A 17,348-nucleotide genomic window follows, 5' to 3' on the forward strand; every position below is an offset into this window, starting at 1 on the left:
CTCGGCTGCGCACACTCAGGATTGGTGAACATCGTAGAACATGCGAAGAGAGTGACTGGGGAGCATAAAGTAAGAGCGATCATTGGAGGAACTCATCTTGGCCCAGCTACTCCGGATCAGCAGCAACAAACGATAGACTATTTGCGAGGACTCAATTTGGATTGTTTAGCGCCAAATCACTGTACTGGTATGGGGATGCTGAGTAAGTTAGCGACAGAATTTCCAAGTGTATTTAAGTGGGCTATGGCAGGAAGTACGTTGGATTTTAATTAGAGGGGGTAGCTAACTAATGGCAATACCTACTTCAAGGACCAAAGAATCCGCTAAGATTTCGATCGACATTAGCCTTTGTACGGGATGTGGTTTATGCATCGAAGTATGTAAAGGCTTTAATCTTTCTCGAAAAAACGGCAAAGTGATCAGTAAGGGTTCTGTTTATGGTTGTATCGGATGTGGGCATTGTATGGCGATTTGCCCGCAAGAAGCAATTAAGATTTATGGCCGATGTCTCATTCCAGAAGATTTATGGACTCTGCCCGACCAACAGGAAAAGGCCTCTTATGAGGAAGTGCTGAACCTCTTGCAACGCCGCCGCAGTATTCGCGAGTTTAAAGAGGTTCCTGTGGAAAAAGAACTTATAGAAAAAGTCATAGCAGCAGCCCAAACAGCTCCGATGGGCTTACCTCCTTCGGATGTAAACCTTCTTGTTCTTGACAGCTCAATAAAAGTTCAACAGTTTGCAAAGGACTTTTGCGATTATCTAGAAGGGCTAAAATGGCTTGTATCAGGATGGTTTTTGGCACTTATGCGGCCATTCTGGGGAAAGGCCAATGATGAACTTTTCAGGGGATTTGTGCGACCGACAATGGACTTGTATCTAGACAACATGAATAAAGGGATAAACCTAGTAAATTATGATGCTCCCGTAGCGCTGTATTTCTATGGGTCCCCTTATTCTGACCCTGCCGACCCCATTGTTGCTGCTACTTATGCCATGATCGCTGCAGAGTCGCTAGGATTAGGGACATGCATGCTTGGGGCTATACATCCTTTAATTCAAAACGGGAAAGCTGCTCAGAAGTTTAGACAGAAGTATGGCATCCGCTATAAAAGTCGAGAAGGATTATTTGTGATTATTGGCTATCCCAAGGTGGAGTATCAAAAAGGGATCCGCAGGACCTTTGCATCAATTGATACAGTTTGACAACTCCCCGTAGATAAATCTAGGGGATTCTTGGTTCATCCTGCCCGGCAACCCGGTTCAGTCCCACAAGCTATCCCGATGTGTCCCACCGTTTAACGAAAAAGCAATGCTTTTCTTAATTGGCTACTGCTTGGTTTTCGCATTTCGCCAAATATACTCCTACATTAGTCGGCAAACATTTTACGCGGCAGCCTTTCTGCCACAACCCCATATGTTTGATTTTCAAAGAGCATATTAGGTATATTATACCATAAAAGGTTTATGCAGAGAACAAGTGTTTTATGGATTGCCTTATATCCCCATAGTTTAAACTAGGGGCTTTACGGCAACAAGTGGTAAAACACTGGACCTCTCCCCCTGTTTTCCCGAATAAAAACAAAGCTGCTCTCAAAGAATAAGAGCAGTTTTGTTTTTTTATAATTTAACCGTTGCTTTACTTCAACCCCTAAGGTCATTAAGCAATTACTAAGCAATCCTGACAACCAAGAGTTTAAGATTTACATTTCCCATGTTTGCGAAAATAATTACCTTAAAGAAGCTGCGGACTACTTTGAAGTAGAACCTGATCTGAGTGGGAAGGAGTATGTTGATTACTGCCTAAATTTTTATTCTCATTTTGCAACATGTTCGTTAGTCCCTAAGGTAATAGGCTTTCTTATAGCAAAGCCTGATAACGTGCCCATTGGACATATGGCGCACCAGGTTCTCGCTCTGTATCTGTAACTAAGCAAGAGGCCAATTATTGTTGTTGTAAACATCATGGAATAAACTCTATACCCCAAATGTACAGCCCAATCTGGTATTGCTCCAATAGAGAGAAGGTTTGGCATATTCCAGGGAAGTTGGAAAGCCATCAAGAATCTTATTTTTTCTAGAGGATCTCTGTTATCTAGAAATACCATTAAAGTAGAAAGACATATCATTAGAAAGTTTAACGTAAAGTAGATCAGCATAATTCGTTTTCCTGTGCCGTTGATCAGCCATTTTGGAGGTTGGCGGTGTGTCCCAATTCTAGCGAACAGTCTGGTAAATAGATTTGATCGAGGACAGTAGCTTTGACACCAGGTTCGTTTATTATCTTTGATTACAAATACAAAGGGCATAATAAGACAGAAAAAACCGATCCAGGCAAAGCCAATATTAAAAAAGCCTAAGGTAAAAAATAAGATAGTAAACAAGTACGAATATTTCATCCAAGTTTGTTTCATCAAAATACTCCAATCTATTTTTACTGATCTAAGCATTAACCGATCCGGGGTAAGGGGGGTATCTTGATTATAAGGGCTCAGAAGAGATTTGTACATTGTCTGAAACAAATTTATTTCACTGCATTGACTGATTGGAAATAATAGTTTCAACTGATTTACTAATTCTATTGGAGAGTGCTTGATATCCTGCAGAGTTCGGATGAAGGCCATCCTTAGCGATATATCGGTCAAGATTAAATTTCAGTAAGTCATTGGTTGGAATGAAAATTGCTCGCTGATCTTCTTCAACGAGTTGTTGGACATTATAGTTCCATGTATTCAAAAGTCTAGTGTCTTCGACGCTGGTTGCCTTGGCATATGGATTATATAGACCTAGAACAGCTACGTTGGAATTCGGATTGGTAGTTCTTAGGACTTTAAGAGTTTGTTCTAAACTGCTTAAACTGTTATCCAATCTCACCTTAAAGGCATCATCTTTGGCGAGATCGTTCATTGAGAGAATGTTTCTAACATCATTTCCACCGATAGAGACCAAGATTAAATCCGATTCGCTGATTGTTTTCTCAAGCCTTCTGCTTTGGAGCTGTTCCAGCAGGCCTATGCTTTCCAGCCCGTCTATTCCTGCGTTATCTATGATAATCTCTTTTGAGGTGTTGTTATTAAAATAATCGGGTAGATAGCTTGAAAACCCCTTGTTTTTTTCATCGCCTGTTCCTTTGGCGACAGAGTCTCCTAGGATTTTCTTCTCAAAAAGTACTTAGGGTCATTATAAATAAAATCTGCTCTAATAGACAGCTTATATTACCCGTTTCTTAAAAAAGAATGAGTTACAATATACATTTAGAAAAACGTCTAAATGTATATTGTTTTATTAGCCTAAATATATTACAATAACATTTAGATGGTTATCTAAATGAAGGGAGATCGACATGGGGTTTCATGAATCCTTAAAGGCGATGTCAGACAAAACCCGACGAGAAATCCTGAATTTGCTAAAGAATGGGGATATGACTGCGGGAGATATTGCTGCTCGCTTTTCTATGACGCAGGCCACGGTGTCACACCATCTTTCCGTATTGAAAGATGGGGGACTTGTTATGGATCGACGAGACGGTAAATACATCTTCTATGAACTGAACACTTCCGTGATTGAGGAAATCATGGCTTGGTTAATTGAGTTGAGAGGAGTGGAGCAAAATGAAAAATGAGAAGACAATGATGAGGTTGATGTGGGCTATTTCCGTGCTTCCTGTGCTTATTACAGTGTTCGTGTTCGGTAGGCTTCCAGAGGAGATTCCGATGCACTGGAATATCCAAGGTGAAATTGATGCCTGGTATCCGAAATTCCCCTGGGCTTTTATGTTACCGGTGACTTGTATCGCAATCACCATTATGGCGACAGTTCTACCAAAAATTGATCCAAAGAAAGAAAATTACGAACGATTCAAACCACAATACTTTATCATTAGGCTGATGCTAGTCGTGTTTCTGGTGATCTTGCAAATGGTGACTCTCTCCATAAGTTTGGGTGCTACGTTTATTAAAGTTGACACAATCGTTAAATTGATGATCGGTATTCTTTTTATAGTCCTCGGTAATTTAATGCCGAAATTTAAACAGAACTATTTTGTGGGAATTAAAACCCCATGGACTCTTGCCAATGAGACTGTATGGGCAAAGTCTCATCGTCATGGTGGATTCGTATGGTTTATAATTGGCTTCTTAATGTGTATTCTGGCATTTTTGCCTGGTACAGGAAGTGCAGTTGTGTATTTTGCGTTAGTTCTGTTTGCTGCTTTCGAGCCTATCCTATATTCGTGGATTCAGTTTAAGCGACAACAATGACGAGTTGACCATCCTAGAGCTAAGCATTGAGGATTGAATGAACTAGTAAATGCTTTTCATTTAACTTCTTAAAAATAGGGGTAAAGGGGGACAGGTTCTATGTTTCGGGAGGAAACATAGAACCTGTCCCCCTGTTTTACGGTGATTAGGCATGCTATAATGGTTCGATAACGATAGAATTCAATTTGAATGATTCGAGGAGTTAAGAAATGTCGGAGATTTTGTCCCGGATTCGTAGCATACTCACCTTTAGCATTGCGATTATTTTTCTAGTGAACCTGTTCATCAAGTCAAGTCTGATTCAAGATCTCAACTTAGTCATCATGGTAATCATAATTGTGCTCAGTTTCATGTTCATTTCGGGCACAACCTTGATCATTGGAGTCCTGACGTTTGCTCTTAGCACGTTTCTTTTCCTGTATTATCATGCTCCTCTAAGCGTATGGCAGCAAGCTTTACAAGAAAACATATATCTAGTCGTCATGTTCACTTTAGTACCTCTGTTAGGTATCCCCATTCAGCATGGAGGTTATTTTGAAGCCTTACAAGGTGTGTTTAGGCGCTACGTGTATAACAACGGTCGTTTTTACCTTCTCGTGAGCTTTATTTCTGCTTTTGTAGGCGTACTGGTCAATTTAGCAGTGGTTCCGCTTGTGCTTCAAATTAGTCAGGCTAGTAGTTTAAGTTCTAATAAAAAGCTGTTAAGCGCTGCAATCCTCCGTGGTTTTGCTACATGCACAATCTGGGCTCCTACAACTGCGGCCATAGCCCTAATTATCCAATTGAGTGAAGCAAGTTGGCCATTATTTTCTCCTTATGGAATTTTATGCGGTGTTATCGCTGGTTTGGTCGGTTATTTCGTGACCATGTATGAAGAGAGAAAAATCGGTAATGCTTTTACAGGCGTGGTTGAGGAACCAATAGTGGATCTTGATGTTCGAAAAGCAGTAGAATTAAGTGTTTTTAGTATAATCTTGATTCTTTCCATTGCGGCAGTATCACTTATTACTGGAATACATACAGTCATCGTGGTTTCCATGGCGTGCTTAATATACCCTGTCCTCTGGCTGGGAATAATTGGTCGGTTTAAAGTGCTGATTACTGAATTTAAGGGAAATTACTTTAAAAATTTGCCGAAATTAAAAAATGAAATAATTCTTTTTATGGGTGCAGGCCTGTTTGCCACAAGTATCAATTTCTCTCACTTAGGAACAAATATCTCCAAGATTTTATCCATTTTGGTCGGACAAAACGCCTTATTACTTGCAATCGTAATTATTCTCTTCGTACTCACGCTGTCGGCTATAGGTATTCACCCCATTGTTTCAGTCACGATTATCGGAGGAACAGTTAAAGCTGCTGCTTACGGTGTAAGTCCGACTTATCTGGCCCTGGTTTTAGCTATTAGTTGGGCGATGGGAATTTCCATTTCCCCCTCTTCAGCCACTGTTATTGCCATATCCGGGTTGACTGGTCAGTCGCCGCTCCAGGTAGGGCCTCGTCGGAATGGCTTGTATGCAATAATTTCATCGGTTGTAATACTTATAATGCTGACTATTTTTAGATCGATTGGATTATTATAGATTAAGATAAAAGATTATTGAGCATTGTCAATGCAGAAAGGGTGAGTGATTAGTGATACGAATCGGGGTGATCGGCCAATCAGGGGATATACCGAAAGAACTTCAACAATTGGCTCATGATGTAGGACGGGAAATTGCCCTAAGAGGAGCGGTCCTCTTAACTGGTGGGACGAATGGTGTGATGGAGTGTGCTTCTAGGGGAGCCAAGGAGGCTAATGGGCTAGTCGTTGGAATTTTACCGGGAGATTCGTTGGATCGGGCCAATCAATATATAGATATTCCTATCTCGACAGGACTAAGCTTTGATTACAGGAGCTTAATACTTGTTCATTCTTCGGATGCTCTGATTATGGTTGCTGGAGGGAATGGCACCTTGGGTGAATTATCTGCCGCGTATCTTAATCTTAAACCAGTCGTGATCCTAGAACCATCGGGCGGTTGGGCCAAAAAGGTGAGGAGCATTGCTTATGAAGAAGCCTATCTAGATGAAAGAAAGAGCTTAAAGCTTGATTATGCTCAGACAGTTAAAGAGGCCTTAGATATCGCTTTTAACAGAGTCGGTTGTTAATTGGAGATCGGACTTGCAAAAAAACGAACCCCCCTAGTACTTCAGTCTAGGAGGAGTTCGTTTTTAGTATTATAAAAAAGGATTTTTAAGGATGGAAGGGGAAGAAAGCTTATGGAACAAATTGCCTTAAACTGACAAGAGGAGTGATGTTTTGAATCTTGATTGCCGAAGATGAGAAAGATCTCCGTGAGCTTTTAAAGCTGTTGCTTATTAAGGAAGGATATCATGTTTATGATGCGTTTAATGGTTTAGTAGCTCACGAAATCTTTCTAAAACATTCGATTGATCTTGCTATACTCAACGTCATGATGCCAAAATTAGATGGTTTTAATCTGCTTCGCAAGATACGAGAAACGAGTGAAATTCCGGTCATCTTTTTAACTGCTCGGGGAGAGGATATGGATAAAATTTTAGGATTAGGACTTGGTGCAGATGATTATATGATTAAACCTTTTAGTGCACTGGAACTTGTAGCAAGAGTTCAAGCCCAGCTGCGAAGGTCTTATAACTATGCAAGCAAGACAGCAAACCAAGACTCTAGATTAGCGATTGGGGATTTAACTCTGGATCATGATGGGTGTAGTGTCTATAAAGCTGGTCAGCTACTAGAGCTTAATGCTAAGGAATATAAGCTCCTTGAACTATTTATGCATAATATTGGCAGGGTCTATACGAAGAAACAACTCTATGAAGCAGTTTGGGAGGAGGAGTATTATGGGGATGCTAATACCATAATGGTTCACATAAGCCACCTAAGAGAGAAGATTGAAGATAATCCTAAAGAAGCAAAGTATTTAAAAACCATTAGAGGGATAGGATATAAGTTTCTTCAATAGAGTGAACGCGTTTGTTTTGACATATTTGTTCTTGTGTAGAGTTTAGAACTCATTAGAACCCATTACAACTCGTGCATAGGATCGCCTAACTGTTTCCTTGTCTGTTCTAGAGCTTTCTCTAAAATAGGCAGATCTTGAGGTGTTAGAATTTGCTCGGTGCCGTCTTTGATTTTTTGAATGGTTTCTAAGATCGGCACAACCCTATATTGAAGTTTGCCGTTACTTCGATAAGCGTGAGAATAAGTAGCATCATACGAAATCTTCTTCAGGCTTGTGGTATTAGTGTCAAAGTCTTTAACAAACTGCAGATTAAGTACCAGCCCGCTGTTTCTTTCCAGGCCGTTCTGCGCACTGATGAAGTTGCCCAGGGAATAGATGACGAATTTGTTTTTGCCATTAATTTTCTTAATTTCCATGGGTTCAATGACATGAGGATGACTTCCCAAAATCACATCAACGTCAGCTTCGAGAAACTTTTGGGCGAGTTCCTTTTGTTGTTCTGTGGGTTGTTGACGATACTCCTCGCCCCAGTGCAGTACTAAGACTAAAACATCCACCTTTGGTCTCAGAGTAGAGATATCTGCCATGATTTTGTCAGGGTCCATGATATTGACCAAGTAGGGGGCATGCTGTGGGAGAGGGATGCCGTTGACGCCGTAAGTATAAGCAATATATCCAATCTTAATGCCGCGAACTGATTTAATAAGCGGTGAGTTATGCGCTTCAAGATTTGAAAAGCAACCGGTGGTATCCAATGAAGCGTTTCGTAGAACTTCTAAGGTTCGAAGCGCACCTTTATATCCCCTGTCTAGGATATGGTTGTTGGCGGTTACTATTAGGTCAAATCCAGACTTTTTAAAGGTATCAGCTATAGCATCTGGACTATTGAACAGGGGGTAGCCAGTATACCCAGAGTCCGGTCCTGCCATGGGTGCTTCAAAATTGGTTGAGGCATAGTCGCCAACTTTAATCAAGTGTTCCACTGGAGAGAAGAAGGAATCGAAGTTGTATGATCCTTCCAGTTGTTGGCCTCCCCAAATCTGAGTGTTGTGCATTAAAATGTCGCCTGTCGCGACAAGTGTGATCGCTTCTGTTTTAGGAGCTTTGGGTTCTGGATTGGTTGAGGGTTGCTGTACGACTCCTGAGACCTCAGAAGGAGTCAATGAGGATGACAGGGTAGGGATAGTGGAGCAGCCTGTTAAGATCAAACATAAGACTAACATAAGGAAACTTTTCACGTTTAACATCATAATTACTCTAATTCCCCTAACTCATTAAGATCGCTTTAGAAGAAGCGGTGGGATTGATATGATATAATCGTTGTTACCATTATGACTGAAGTACGAATTTTGAGCAATACATTTTCTGGAAGTAAAAACTACAACCAGAAAGTGAAGAAGCGATACTCTTTAATTCCCACACTCACGCTGATTTGTCGGATAATAGTGTGGTATTAAACCAACCTTACACTAAAGTTCATACTGGCGCAGTACATTATACCATCGTACGTCGTGCTGAAGGTCAATCTAGAACAAGAGAACCTCTTATTAAGGGTTTATATATAGAAGTCTATGGCAATAAGGTAGTGATAAAAGGAAGAGATCTGAAAGAAAAATCTTGGCTCTTTACTCAGGTAATCCCCAGTAAACTCGGTTAACTAAAGTTGAACATCGAGTCAACGGTTGATTTAATTGAATGGGGACCTAAAGAAAACCACATTGAGGTTGCTTTTCTTATAATTAAAAAGTGTCATATATAAGACAGAACGATTATTATCTAAGCATTTTTACTTGGACTGTAGCTTTAATATAATTCGATTAGCAGATATAATGGACTATACATAATTGAGAAGATCATAATCTGGAGGTTCGACTATGAAAGTATTAAAAGCCATGCAAATGAATCGTTGTATAGGCTGTTTATCTTGTATGATAACTTGTGCCAGCGTAAATCAGCAGGACCATTCCATTTTAAAAAGTGCTATTCGCATCAAAACAAGTGGAGGATTATCGGGCAAGTTTGTAGCGATTGTCTGCCAAGCCTGCCAAGGGGACGTTCCCTGTGCAGAAGTTTGTCCGACCGGAGCCCTTGTCAAGCGTCAAGGTGGAGGGGTAATTCTAGACAAAGATAACTGTGTCGGATGTCAACGCTGCGTTCTTGCCTGCACAGTCGATGCTATCTATTTCGACCCTGACACCAAAAAACCTATTGTCTGTAAACATTGCGGTGTCTGTGCGCGATTTTGTCCACATGGATGTTTACAGTTAACAGAGGGGGTACGGTGATGTTATACGAAAAGGCGATTCGGGTTTTAGACATAGATCTCGCTACGGGCATAATTAAAATCACGCGGAGGACTGATTTGACCGAGTATCTCGGTGGGGTTGGTGTGGCGTCTAAATTGCTCGAGGAGACTATGCGACCAGAACTTCCACCCTTAGCCCCCGAACAACCGATGGTCTTGGCAATTGGCGCAATCTCTGGAATTTACCCCCTGATTACCAAGACTGTGGGGATGTTTATTTCTCCCTTGACAGGTGAGTTAGGGGAAAGTTACGTGGGAGGAAGACTGGCCTTGACGTTATCGATGGCAGGCTATGATGCGGTCGTAATTCATGGTCAAGCCTCTCGGCCTTCTTATATTTCGTTTAATGGCGGAAACATCGAAATCAAAGATGCTCGTGCAATATGGGGAATGGATTCGGATACTGTTGGCCAATTTATTCGAGATCATGAAAAAGGAAGCGGTAAGCGTAGCATTATGAGAATCGGTCCTGCTGGAGAGAAGATGGTCAAGTTTGCCAGCGTTTGCGTGGATACTTATCGGCATTTTGGTCGGCTAGGGTTAGGTGCTGTGATGGGGAGCAAAAACCTGAAGGCTATTGTGGTTACTGGAGACAAGACCACGAAAATCCAAGACCCTAAAGACTATTTTCGTGTTTATCAATCGATTTTCAAATCGGTCACTGAAACGGATCTCATGTCAAAATATCATGACCAGGGCACCTCAATCAATGTGGAAGCAATCAACGAATTAGGAGCTTTGCCTACCAAAAATCTGACGGATAACCGCTTTGATGGGGCTGATCAAATCAGCGGAGAATCCTTTGTCAAGAATAATCTCGTCCGTAAGATGGCTTGTACGGGTTGTCCTGTGGGATGTATTCATATTGGCCAATTTCGACGAGTCTTTGACGAGGGTTATGACTATGAATCGGTGAGCGTTGCTTACGATTATGAGCTTATTTATGCTCTGGGAACGTTACTCGGCATTAGCAAGACGGATGAAGTCTTACATCTTATCGAAGCGGTGGAAAAGACAGGCTTGGATGCCATATCGACTGGTGTCTCCTTGGCTTGGGCAACTGAAAGCTTAATGAAAGGGATTGTGACGGAAGCAGAAACTCTTCTTCCGCTAGCCTTTGGAGATACGAATAAGTATTATCGGGCTGTCATGTATCTAGCGAACCGTGAGAATGATTTTTATCGTGTTCTGGGAGAGGGGACACGATCTGCTGGAGAGAAGCATGGGGGCAAAGACTTTGCTCTTCAGGTTGCCGGCAATGAAATCCCAGGTTATCACACGGGCTATGGAAACATAGTTGGGCTTACCGTAGGCGCTCGGCACTCACATTTATGTAATGCTGGTTACGCGGTTGACCAATCTATAAAACAATTTGACGAGAACAAAGCCGTCGATGCACTATTCGACGAAGAACTCGAACGCTGTGTTCTAAACTCTCTAGTTATCTGTCTCTTCGCTCGAAAATTGTATAACCGAGAAACAGTCCTGAAAGCGCTAAAGGCTGTTGGCTATGAACTTACAGACGAAGATCTCACAACAATCGGCAAAAAGGTTTTGGCGACGAAGCTACGCATTAAAGAAAAACTAGGTTTTGATCCTCGGCAGGTGAAATTACCAAAACGTTTCTTCGAAACGCCTAGTATGCATGGCAAGCTCGACTCGTCTGTAGTGCAAAGAATGATTCAGCAGTATGTAGAAAAATGTTCGCTGCTACTAACAAAATAATGAACTCCTTAAACTAAAGTTAAACATCGAGACTTTGGTAGAGGATCTAACCGATTGGTGAAGTAGCTTTGTTGAGCTCTTGAATAACAATCTCCGTATAGAACGAGAACAATGGGTAGAGGATAATGCTAGGTATAATAAATGACAGAACAGCAGAGTGACCGAAAGTATAGGTGAAATAATGAATAGAGTTATTATTGTAGAAGGGAAAACCGACAAAAAGCAGCTGGAACGGATTTTGGATGAACCGGTGGAGATCGTCTGTACCTATGGGACATTGGGGCTTGATAAGTTAGAAGAATTGATTGCGGAGTATAGTGAGGATGAGGTCTGCGTACTTTTGGATGCCGATGATGCTGGCAACAAAGCTCGGCGTTTGTTTAAGCAAGAGTTTCCCAACGTTCGACATGTCTATACCCACAGGATGTACCGAGAGGTGGCAACTACCCCACTCAACGTTTTGGCACAAATTCTTGAGGGTGCCCACTTTGCCGTAAAAATGCTGGACGGAGAAGAAATTAATAACCGCAGGTTAAGCAACCGAAGCTATAATAATCATGATTGATTAAGCGGTATGATCGTAGAGAAATCCTAGAAATTGGAAAAAAGAGATATTCTTGAACCTATTAACCTTTTGGCTATAGGATACGCGAAAGGGGAAGTTCTTTCTTCAGAAAGACATAATCAAGTACGTAAGTCCTTAATGGACTTTGTATCGTTTGAAACATACGACTATAAAGAAGAGCGGGTTAAACCCGCTCTTCTTTATTCCTACATAATTTACGACTTTTACCCGTTTTTATCCAATTGTAAGACTCCCACTTCAAGTGGGAGTGGTACGCCTGGCTCCGCTTCGGTGACGAAAGCCTCCTGTGGAGGGTTTCGCCGAGCCGTCTTCCCAATACGAACACTTGGCGGCGAAGGAGGTAGAGTCCATCCTACGGCGCGAAAGTATTCGTCTGTGGATCTGCGCCTTCGGCATAAGTCTCCATTGGAGACTTACGTCACCGAAGACTCGATGTTCAACTTTAGTTGAACGAGTTCACTGATAGGATTTAACGATCTCTTGAAGCTTTAAAGCTAATCCCATTTTTCCTTCAACCTTTAAACTACCAGTCATAAAGGCCATCGTTGCATTAAGATTATCATTGAGTAATTTTGAGAAATTTTTCTCATTGAGGATTAAGGTTACCTCTGCATTATGTACATTTCCTTCTACTACTTCCACTTGACCGTTTTTAAGGACTATTTGTAATGAACCACTTTCCTCAAGATTAATTTGAAACACGCGGTCTTTTTCTTCCTTGATATGCTCTGGGTTTGCGTTCATTTTCTCCACAAGTGCATTTAGTTCAGCTGTCACACTCATAGTGATGTCCTCCCCCTCCCAATTTAATAATATGAATAGCTATTCATTTAGAATATACCATATAAAAGTAATTCTTTCAAAACATTTTTAATTTGTAGAAGTATTCAAATTATGCATTTGTTTAATCAAGGAAGCTATTTTATATCGATTATAGAAATAAATTACTTAAATGATAAAAGTTCCCAAAAATGTTTATATGAATATAATGTAACAAATAGAAGGAGGTGTGTTATCTGATGTATGGTTGTGTAGGTAAACCAATTTGTTGTCCTCCACAATATTGCGTGCGAGACTATTACACTCAACGTATTGTTCCGGTGATTCATCCTATTGTGAATATTAATCGTCAGAATATTGTCGATGTTCCCCAGCATTATTATCAGACGACGACAAGAAACGTTGTTGTTGACCAAGGTTTTCAAGCTGATTTCGGTAGATTTGGTTATACAGGGTACACTGGAGGTCGACTCTTTTAATCATGTGAAAATTCTTAATGCCACGCTTGGGTAAGCGTGGCATTTGACCTAGTCTGCTGTTGGTCAGCTATGTATAGCTAAAGAACACATGTCAAATAATAGTTGTAAGTGAAACAGGGCGAGTTCACAAAAAAGAGGTTTTGGAGGGTGCATTCGTGAAAATTTATCGTGTCAACATGGCCCAACTTTCGTTTGTCGCGGAGGAAGTACCAGAAGAATGGAAGCTGCTTGGAGGCCGGGGGCTAACTTCGGTTATAATAGCCCAAGAAGTTGAGCCAACTTGTCACCCACTGGGCAGTAAAAACAAATTAGTCTTTGCACCGGGGTTGCTTACGGGCACTATGGCTGCTAACGCAGGACGTTTATCAGCCGGTGCCAAAAGTCCGTTAACCGGTGGGATCAAAGAAAGTAATTCTGGAGGAACGGCGTCCCAAAGATTGGCAAAGCTGGGGGTAAAGGCTTTGATAATTGAGGACATTCCAGACGGAGATAAATGGTACAATCTTCACGTCCATAAAGACGGAGTAAAAATCAATGAAGAGACAGAACTTCTGGGAAAGGGCAACTATGAAGTCATCCATACTCTAACCTCTAGATATGGTGAAAATACTGGGGTCATCACGATTGGGCAAGCAGGGGAGTTCAAAATGTCCGCGGCTAATATTTCAGTTAAAGACCCCAAAGGGCATATTCGCAGCTTAGGACGGGGTGGACTTGGTGCTGTTATGAGTTCTAAGAAGATTAAATACATAACGCTGGATGATAATGACGGGGAAGGCATTCAGATTCATGATCGAAAGAAATTCAAAGATGCAGCTCAGCTTTTCAATAAGGGGTTGCTTAGTCACCCTGTCAGTGGAAATGCCCTACCCAAGTACGGAACTAATGTGCTTATCAACATTCTTAATGAGGCTGGTGGACTGCCTACTAAGAATTTCCGAATGGGGCAATTTGATGGGGCGGAAAAGATTAGCGGTGAAACCATGTATGACACGATCATGAGCAGAAAGGGTGATCCTACACATGGCTGTCATGTCGGGTGTGTCATTCGTTGTTCTCAAACTTATAATGATAAAGATGAAAAATACTTAACCTCTGGTTTTGAATATGAAACGATCTGGGGCTTTGGGGCAGGCTGCACAGTCGATGATCTCGATGTTATTGCGGAGGTCGATCAGATTTGCAATGACATAGGTATCGATACGATTGAGACCGCCGGAACCATGATGGTGGCCATGGAAGCGGGTATTCTTCCTTGGGGGGATGGAAAGGGAATCTTGAAATTATTCAAAGAAGAGATTAAAGAAGGTACTCCTCTGGGCCGTATCTTGGGAAATGGAGCGGATTTCACGGGTAAAGCCTTTGGGGTAACCCGAATTCCGACGGTTAAACATCAGAGTATACCTGCTTATGACCCAAGATCCGTCAAGGGGATTGGGGTTACCTATGCTACTACTCCAATGGGTGCCGACCATACTGCAGGGTACTCGGTGACTCATAATATCTTGAAAGTTGGAGGTCATGTAGACCCGTTGCTTAAAGATGGTCAGATTGAGCTTTCAAGGAACTTGCAAATTGCAACGGCCGCTATTGATTCTGCAGGACTTTGCGTGTTTACAGCGTTTGCGATCTTAGATTATGAACCAGTTTCGCATGCTTTAATTGAGATGATTAATGCCAAGTATGGAACGAATTGGTCCGTAGATGACTGGTTTAATATGGGGCGCATGATACTGAAGACTGAAAGGGATTTCAATGCATCGGCTGGATTTACCAACAAGGATGACCGCTTACCGGAATTCTTCAGTGAACCAGTACCTCCCCATAATGCTATTTGGGATTTCACGGGCGAAGAGCTTGATCAAGTGCTTCAGTTATAAGTAAGTCGTAAATTTTAAAAAGGAGAAAAGAAAATAGGGAAGCAGTTTTAGTCAAAATAAGGAGGTAAAACCTATGGAAGTTAATGTTAAGCTTTTTGGAGATCTTCGTGAAGGCAGATTTATGCAGGAAAAAACACAATTAGAAGAGAACAGTCGGGTAATAGATATCATCAAAAAGCATAATCTGCCGTTAGAACAAGTGGCAATCTGTATGGTCAATTGTCGAGGAGCCGAATTAGAGCAAGTCTTGCAAAACCAAGATACTGTTGCTTTCTCTCCTCCGGTCGGTGGTATGTAGATAATTATAGTGCTTAGACAGAGGAGGTTAGCAAAGCTAACCTCCTCTGTTTCTACAGGAGTGAACTCGTTCAACCAAAGTTGACATGGAGGTAACAGAATGCCTGAAACTCCCGAAATGGAAATATACAAGAATTATTTAACTAAGTGGGTTAAGGATAAACGAATTATTGAAAGTAATGTCCTACGAGCAAAAAGTCTTAACCTGGAAAGTGCAGATTTTTGCCAACGTATGACAGGTAGACATATAAAAGACATCACCCGGAGAGGTAAATACCTAATTTTCCATCTTGACAACGATCATTATCTTCTGACTCACATGATGTTGGATGGCAGGCTTTATTACTTACCTGCGGAAAACATTGAAACACTTTCGCAATCTGAGGTTCTCCACAGTGATGCAGAGGAATTAAAACAAAGTATTAAAGAGTTACCTGGAAAAGCTAGTGTCGTTTTTGGCTTATCGGACGGTTCGGTGCTCTTCTTTTGCTCTCTTACATTGGGCTATCTGCACTATCTTGGGCAGGAACCACTAAATGAGAAATTACAGGAACTGGGAAAGGATCCTCTAGATCCAAACTTCCGTGCTGAAGATTTTATACAACTTTTTGAGGGGAAAAGGGGTATGATCAAGCCTTGGCTAATGAATCCAAAAAATATCGCGGGTGTTGGCAATGCTTATTCTAATGAAGGGTTATTTAGAGCGGGTATTTTACCGACTCGTTTAATTTCTTCGCTTAGTAGGGATGATAAAGTAGGCTTATATCACTCCTTGGTTACTATTCTTAAGGATTCTATCCGTTTAGGTGGAGATATGGAAGAGAGATTTGCTCCTTGGGACGATTTTACTGGGGGCTATAATCCACATTTTCAATCGTATGACCGGGAGGGAAAAGCGTGTCTGTCGTGCCATGAAATGATTCAAAAGATGGAGGTCGGAGGTAGGAATGCCTTTTTTTGCTCGCATTGTCAAAAATAGCGAGCAAAGTGACCTTATCATTCATGTCCTTGTAGATTCAGGACAAATGTACACTCGTCTTCCAGTAATGAATAATTGTCTTGTTTAAGGAAATAAGATAAGATTAATAAGAAGAATATTATCGAAATCAAAGATTATGGGGAGAAAAGTATATGAAAAAAAGCGTGTTTTTGGTTATCTTTGTAGTTGTCGTAAGTTTCCTCAGCACTGTGGGGTGTGCTCAAGTTCGATCTGACAGTGATAAAAAAGTCACCGTTCAAACTATTTCGGCTGAAACAGCTAAGAAACGTTTAGATGCAGAAAAAGGTATTGTTCTACTTGATGTCAGGACTGTAGCAGAAAACAATGAAAAGCGTATTCCTGGTAGTGTGTTAATCCCAGTCGAGGTTATCAACTCACAGGCACCCGAAAAGCTTCGAAACAATGATGCTGTCATATTCGTTTACTGTCGAAGTGGAAGTCGAAGCACTATAGCTGCTCAAGCACTTGCTAAGATGAACTATACCAATGTCCATAATCTAGGGGGTATCAATAACTGGCCATATCAAACAGAATCCGGTGCAAAGTAATAGTGATCTCAAGTTTAGCTACAGACCAGCTAATAAAAGTCAAGAGTTTGTCTGATTATTTCTTTTAATTTTCGGTTTGTAAAATACGGCATAACAAACTAAGCCATTGAAAAATCCGAACAATGACCTAAACGTTAATTTTTGGGAAGCCCACCTAGAGAAACGGGACGCTCGGCGCTAGCCAAGCAAACTCTCTTTCAATTTGGGGTAACTCTCTGGAGTAAAAGAGACTTTGCAGTCTTCAAGCGTTTGGGTGTAGTGCACGTGTCAATAGGATGATGGCGAGCATATCCTCGGTCTAACGCCCTCCGGTATCCCTCGCATCACCTTTGACACGATCCGAATGGCTCTGTCGTATCCAAACTATTCCTTTAAGCAGCTGCTGGTTGAGGCTTTGTTGTCCTCCAAGTTTGATGATCTTCAGGTCGTTTAATCACAAAGGGCTTTTGGTCACGAAGAACAGCAAATATGTAGTGAAGAAGTTTGTGCATGACGGCCACGAGA

General features: G+C 41.4%; 18 protein-coding genes and 1 pseudogene. 16 read left to right on the top strand and 3 right to left on the bottom strand.

Features of this window, described 5'->3' with window-relative positions; genetic code table 11:
• Positions 1-273, top strand: a pseudogene (locus JL57_RS02685) (MBL fold metallo-hydrolase); the annotation flags it as partial.
• A 16-nt stretch (positions 274-289) separates the two neighbouring features.
• Positions 290-1,204, top strand: a complete 915-nt coding sequence (locus JL57_RS02690; protein ID WP_034140519.1) for a nitroreductase family protein — start codon at positions 290-292, stop codon at positions 1,202-1,204.
• Between the two features lie 1,323 nt (positions 1,205-2,527).
• Here the strand turns inward: JL57_RS02690 and JL57_RS02700 are convergent.
• Positions 2,528-3,151 (bottom strand): GDSL-type esterase/lipase family protein, encoded by a 624-nt coding sequence (locus JL57_RS02700; protein ID WP_291299618.1) that lies wholly within the window; start codon positions 3,149-3,151, stop codon positions 2,528-2,530.
• Between the two features lie 190 nt (positions 3,152-3,341).
• Between JL57_RS02700 and JL57_RS02705 the strand changes: the two genes are divergently transcribed.
• The 5 genes from JL57_RS02705 (at position 3,342) to JL57_RS02725 (ending at position 7,244) form a co-directional block, all read left to right on the top strand.
• A complete protein-coding gene (locus tag JL57_RS02705; RefSeq protein WP_034140521.1) occupies positions 3,342-3,620 on the top strand; it encodes an autorepressor SdpR family transcription factor in 279 nt (92 codons plus the stop codon).
• Positions 3,610-4,257 carry an SdpI family protein gene (locus JL57_RS02710; RefSeq protein ID WP_034140522.1) on the top strand — a complete coding sequence of 216 codons (648 nt, stop codon included), beginning with the start codon at positions 3,610-3,612 and terminating at the stop codon, positions 4,255-4,257. Before JL57_RS02705 ends, JL57_RS02710 begins: the two co-directional genes overlap by 11 nt.
• 209 nt (positions 4,258-4,466) lie before the next feature.
• Complete coding sequence (locus JL57_RS02715; RefSeq protein ID WP_034140523.1) at positions 4,467-5,840, top strand: C4-dicarboxylate ABC transporter; 1,374 nt, start codon at positions 4,467-4,469, stop codon at positions 5,838-5,840.
• A gap of 52 nt (positions 5,841-5,892) precedes the next feature.
• Positions 5,893-6,408 (top strand): TIGR00725 family protein, encoded by a 516-nt coding sequence (locus JL57_RS02720; protein ID WP_034140524.1) that lies wholly within the window; start codon positions 5,893-5,895, stop codon positions 6,406-6,408.
• 155 nt (positions 6,409-6,563) lie between these two features.
• On the top strand, positions 6,564-7,244 hold the full coding sequence (locus tag JL57_RS02725; protein ID WP_034140525.1) for a response regulator transcription factor: 681 nt from the start codon (positions 6,564-6,566) through the stop codon (positions 7,242-7,244).
• Between the two features lie 62 nt (positions 7,245-7,306).
• On the opposite strand, the gene JL57_RS02730 is transcribed toward JL57_RS02725, so the two are convergent.
• Positions 7,307-8,494 carry a CapA family protein gene (locus tag JL57_RS02730; RefSeq protein ID WP_034140526.1) on the bottom strand — a complete coding sequence of 396 codons (1,188 nt, stop codon included), beginning with the start codon at positions 8,492-8,494 and terminating at the stop codon, positions 7,307-7,309.
• A gap of 624 nt (positions 8,495-9,118) precedes the next feature.
• Between JL57_RS02730 and JL57_RS02735 the strand changes: the two genes are divergently transcribed.
• The 4 genes from JL57_RS02735 (at position 9,119) to JL57_RS02750 (ending at position 12,310) form a co-directional block, all read left to right on the top strand.
• A complete protein-coding gene (locus tag JL57_RS02735; RefSeq protein WP_034140527.1) occupies positions 9,119-9,529 on the top strand; it encodes a 4Fe-4S binding protein in 411 nt (136 codons plus the stop codon).
• Positions 9,529-11,274, top strand: coding sequence for an aldehyde ferredoxin oxidoreductase C-terminal domain-containing protein (locus JL57_RS02740; protein ID WP_034140528.1), 1,746 nt, complete (start codon positions 9,529-9,531; stop codon positions 11,272-11,274). The genes JL57_RS02735 and JL57_RS02740 overlap by 1 nt, the downstream gene beginning before the upstream one ends.
• Positions 11,275-11,455: 181 nt before the next feature.
• On the top strand, positions 11,456-11,839 hold the full coding sequence (locus tag JL57_RS02745) for a toprim domain-containing protein (RefSeq protein ID WP_045691768.1): 384 nt from the start codon (positions 11,456-11,458) through the stop codon (positions 11,837-11,839).
• Between the two features lie 33 nt (positions 11,840-11,872).
• The gene (locus JL57_RS02750) at positions 11,873-12,310 is read left to right on the top strand and encodes a hypothetical protein (protein ID WP_034140529.1); all 438 of its coding nucleotides are present in this window, start codon (positions 11,873-11,875) and stop codon (positions 12,308-12,310) included.
• A 6-nt stretch (positions 12,311-12,316) separates the two neighbouring features.
• On the opposite strand, the gene JL57_RS02755 is transcribed toward JL57_RS02750, so the two are convergent.
• Positions 12,317-12,643 carry an SCP2 sterol-binding domain-containing protein gene (locus JL57_RS02755; protein WP_034140530.1) on the bottom strand — a complete coding sequence of 109 codons (327 nt, stop codon included), beginning with the start codon at positions 12,641-12,643 and terminating at the stop codon, positions 12,317-12,319.
• A 236-nt stretch (positions 12,644-12,879) separates the two neighbouring features.
• Between JL57_RS02755 and JL57_RS02760 the strand changes: the two genes are divergently transcribed.
• The 5 genes from JL57_RS02760 (at position 12,880) to JL57_RS02780 (ending at position 16,844) form a co-directional block, all read left to right on the top strand.
• Complete coding sequence (locus JL57_RS02760; RefSeq protein WP_034140531.1) at positions 12,880-13,119, top strand: spore coat protein D; 240 nt, start codon at positions 12,880-12,882, stop codon at positions 13,117-13,119.
• Positions 13,120-13,274: 155 nt separating this feature from the next.
• Positions 13,275-14,999 carry an aldehyde ferredoxin oxidoreductase family protein gene (locus JL57_RS02765; RefSeq protein WP_291299617.1) on the top strand — a complete coding sequence of 575 codons (1,725 nt, stop codon included), beginning with the start codon at positions 13,275-13,277 and terminating at the stop codon, positions 14,997-14,999.
• 73 nt (positions 15,000-15,072) lie between these two features.
• Positions 15,073-15,297: a MoaD/ThiS family protein gene (locus JL57_RS02770; RefSeq protein WP_034140532.1), complete on the top strand. Its 225-nt coding sequence runs from the start codon at positions 15,073-15,075 to the stop codon at positions 15,295-15,297.
• A gap of 99 nt (positions 15,298-15,396) precedes the next feature.
• Positions 15,397-16,275, top strand: a complete 879-nt coding sequence (locus JL57_RS02775; RefSeq protein WP_034140533.1) for an Fpg/Nei family DNA glycosylase — start codon at positions 15,397-15,399, stop codon at positions 16,273-16,275.
• A gap of 152 nt (positions 16,276-16,427) precedes the next feature.
• The gene (locus tag JL57_RS02780) at positions 16,428-16,844 is read left to right on the top strand and encodes a rhodanese-like domain-containing protein (protein WP_034140534.1); all 417 of its coding nucleotides are present in this window, start codon (positions 16,428-16,430) and stop codon (positions 16,842-16,844) included.
• The last annotated feature ends 504 nt before the right edge of the window (positions 16,845-17,348 follow it).

It is taken from the genome of Desulfosporosinus sp. BICA1-9 (assembly GCF_000802135.1).

Coding starts and splice junctions, on each gene's coding strand:
- JL57_RS02690 (WP_034140519.1), top strand. CDS start 290: ATGGCAATACCTACTTCAAGGACCAAAGAATCCGCTAAGATTTCGATC.
- JL57_RS02705 (WP_034140521.1), top strand. CDS start 3,342: ATGGGGTTTCATGAATCCTTAAAGGCGATGTCAGACAAAACCCGACGA.
- JL57_RS02710 (WP_034140522.1), top strand. CDS start 3,610: ATGAAAAATGAGAAGACAATGATGAGGTTGATGTGGGCTATTTCCGTG.
- JL57_RS02715 (WP_034140523.1), top strand. CDS start 4,467: ATGTCGGAGATTTTGTCCCGGATTCGTAGCATACTCACCTTTAGCATT.
- JL57_RS02730 (WP_034140526.1), bottom strand. CDS start 8,494: ATGATGTTAAACGTGAAAAGTTTCCTTATGTTAGTCTTATGTTTGATC.
- JL57_RS02735 (WP_034140527.1), top strand. CDS start 9,119: ATGAAAGTATTAAAAGCCATGCAAATGAATCGTTGTATAGGCTGTTTA.
- JL57_RS02740 (WP_034140528.1), top strand. CDS start 9,529: ATGTTATACGAAAAGGCGATTCGGGTTTTAGACATAGATCTCGCTACG.
- JL57_RS02745 (WP_045691768.1), top strand. CDS start 11,456: ATGAATAGAGTTATTATTGTAGAAGGGAAAACCGACAAAAAGCAGCTG.
- JL57_RS02755 (WP_034140530.1), bottom strand. CDS start 12,643: ATGAGTGTGACAGCTGAACTAAATGCACTTGTGGAGAAAATGAACGCA.
- JL57_RS02760 (WP_034140531.1), top strand. CDS start 12,880: ATGTATGGTTGTGTAGGTAAACCAATTTGTTGTCCTCCACAATATTGC.
- JL57_RS02770 (WP_034140532.1), top strand. CDS start 15,073: ATGGAAGTTAATGTTAAGCTTTTTGGAGATCTTCGTGAAGGCAGATTT.
- JL57_RS02775 (WP_034140533.1), top strand. CDS start 15,397: ATGCCTGAAACTCCCGAAATGGAAATATACAAGAATTATTTAACTAAG.
- JL57_RS02780 (WP_034140534.1), top strand. CDS start 16,428: ATGAAAAAAAGCGTGTTTTTGGTTATCTTTGTAGTTGTCGTAAGTTTC.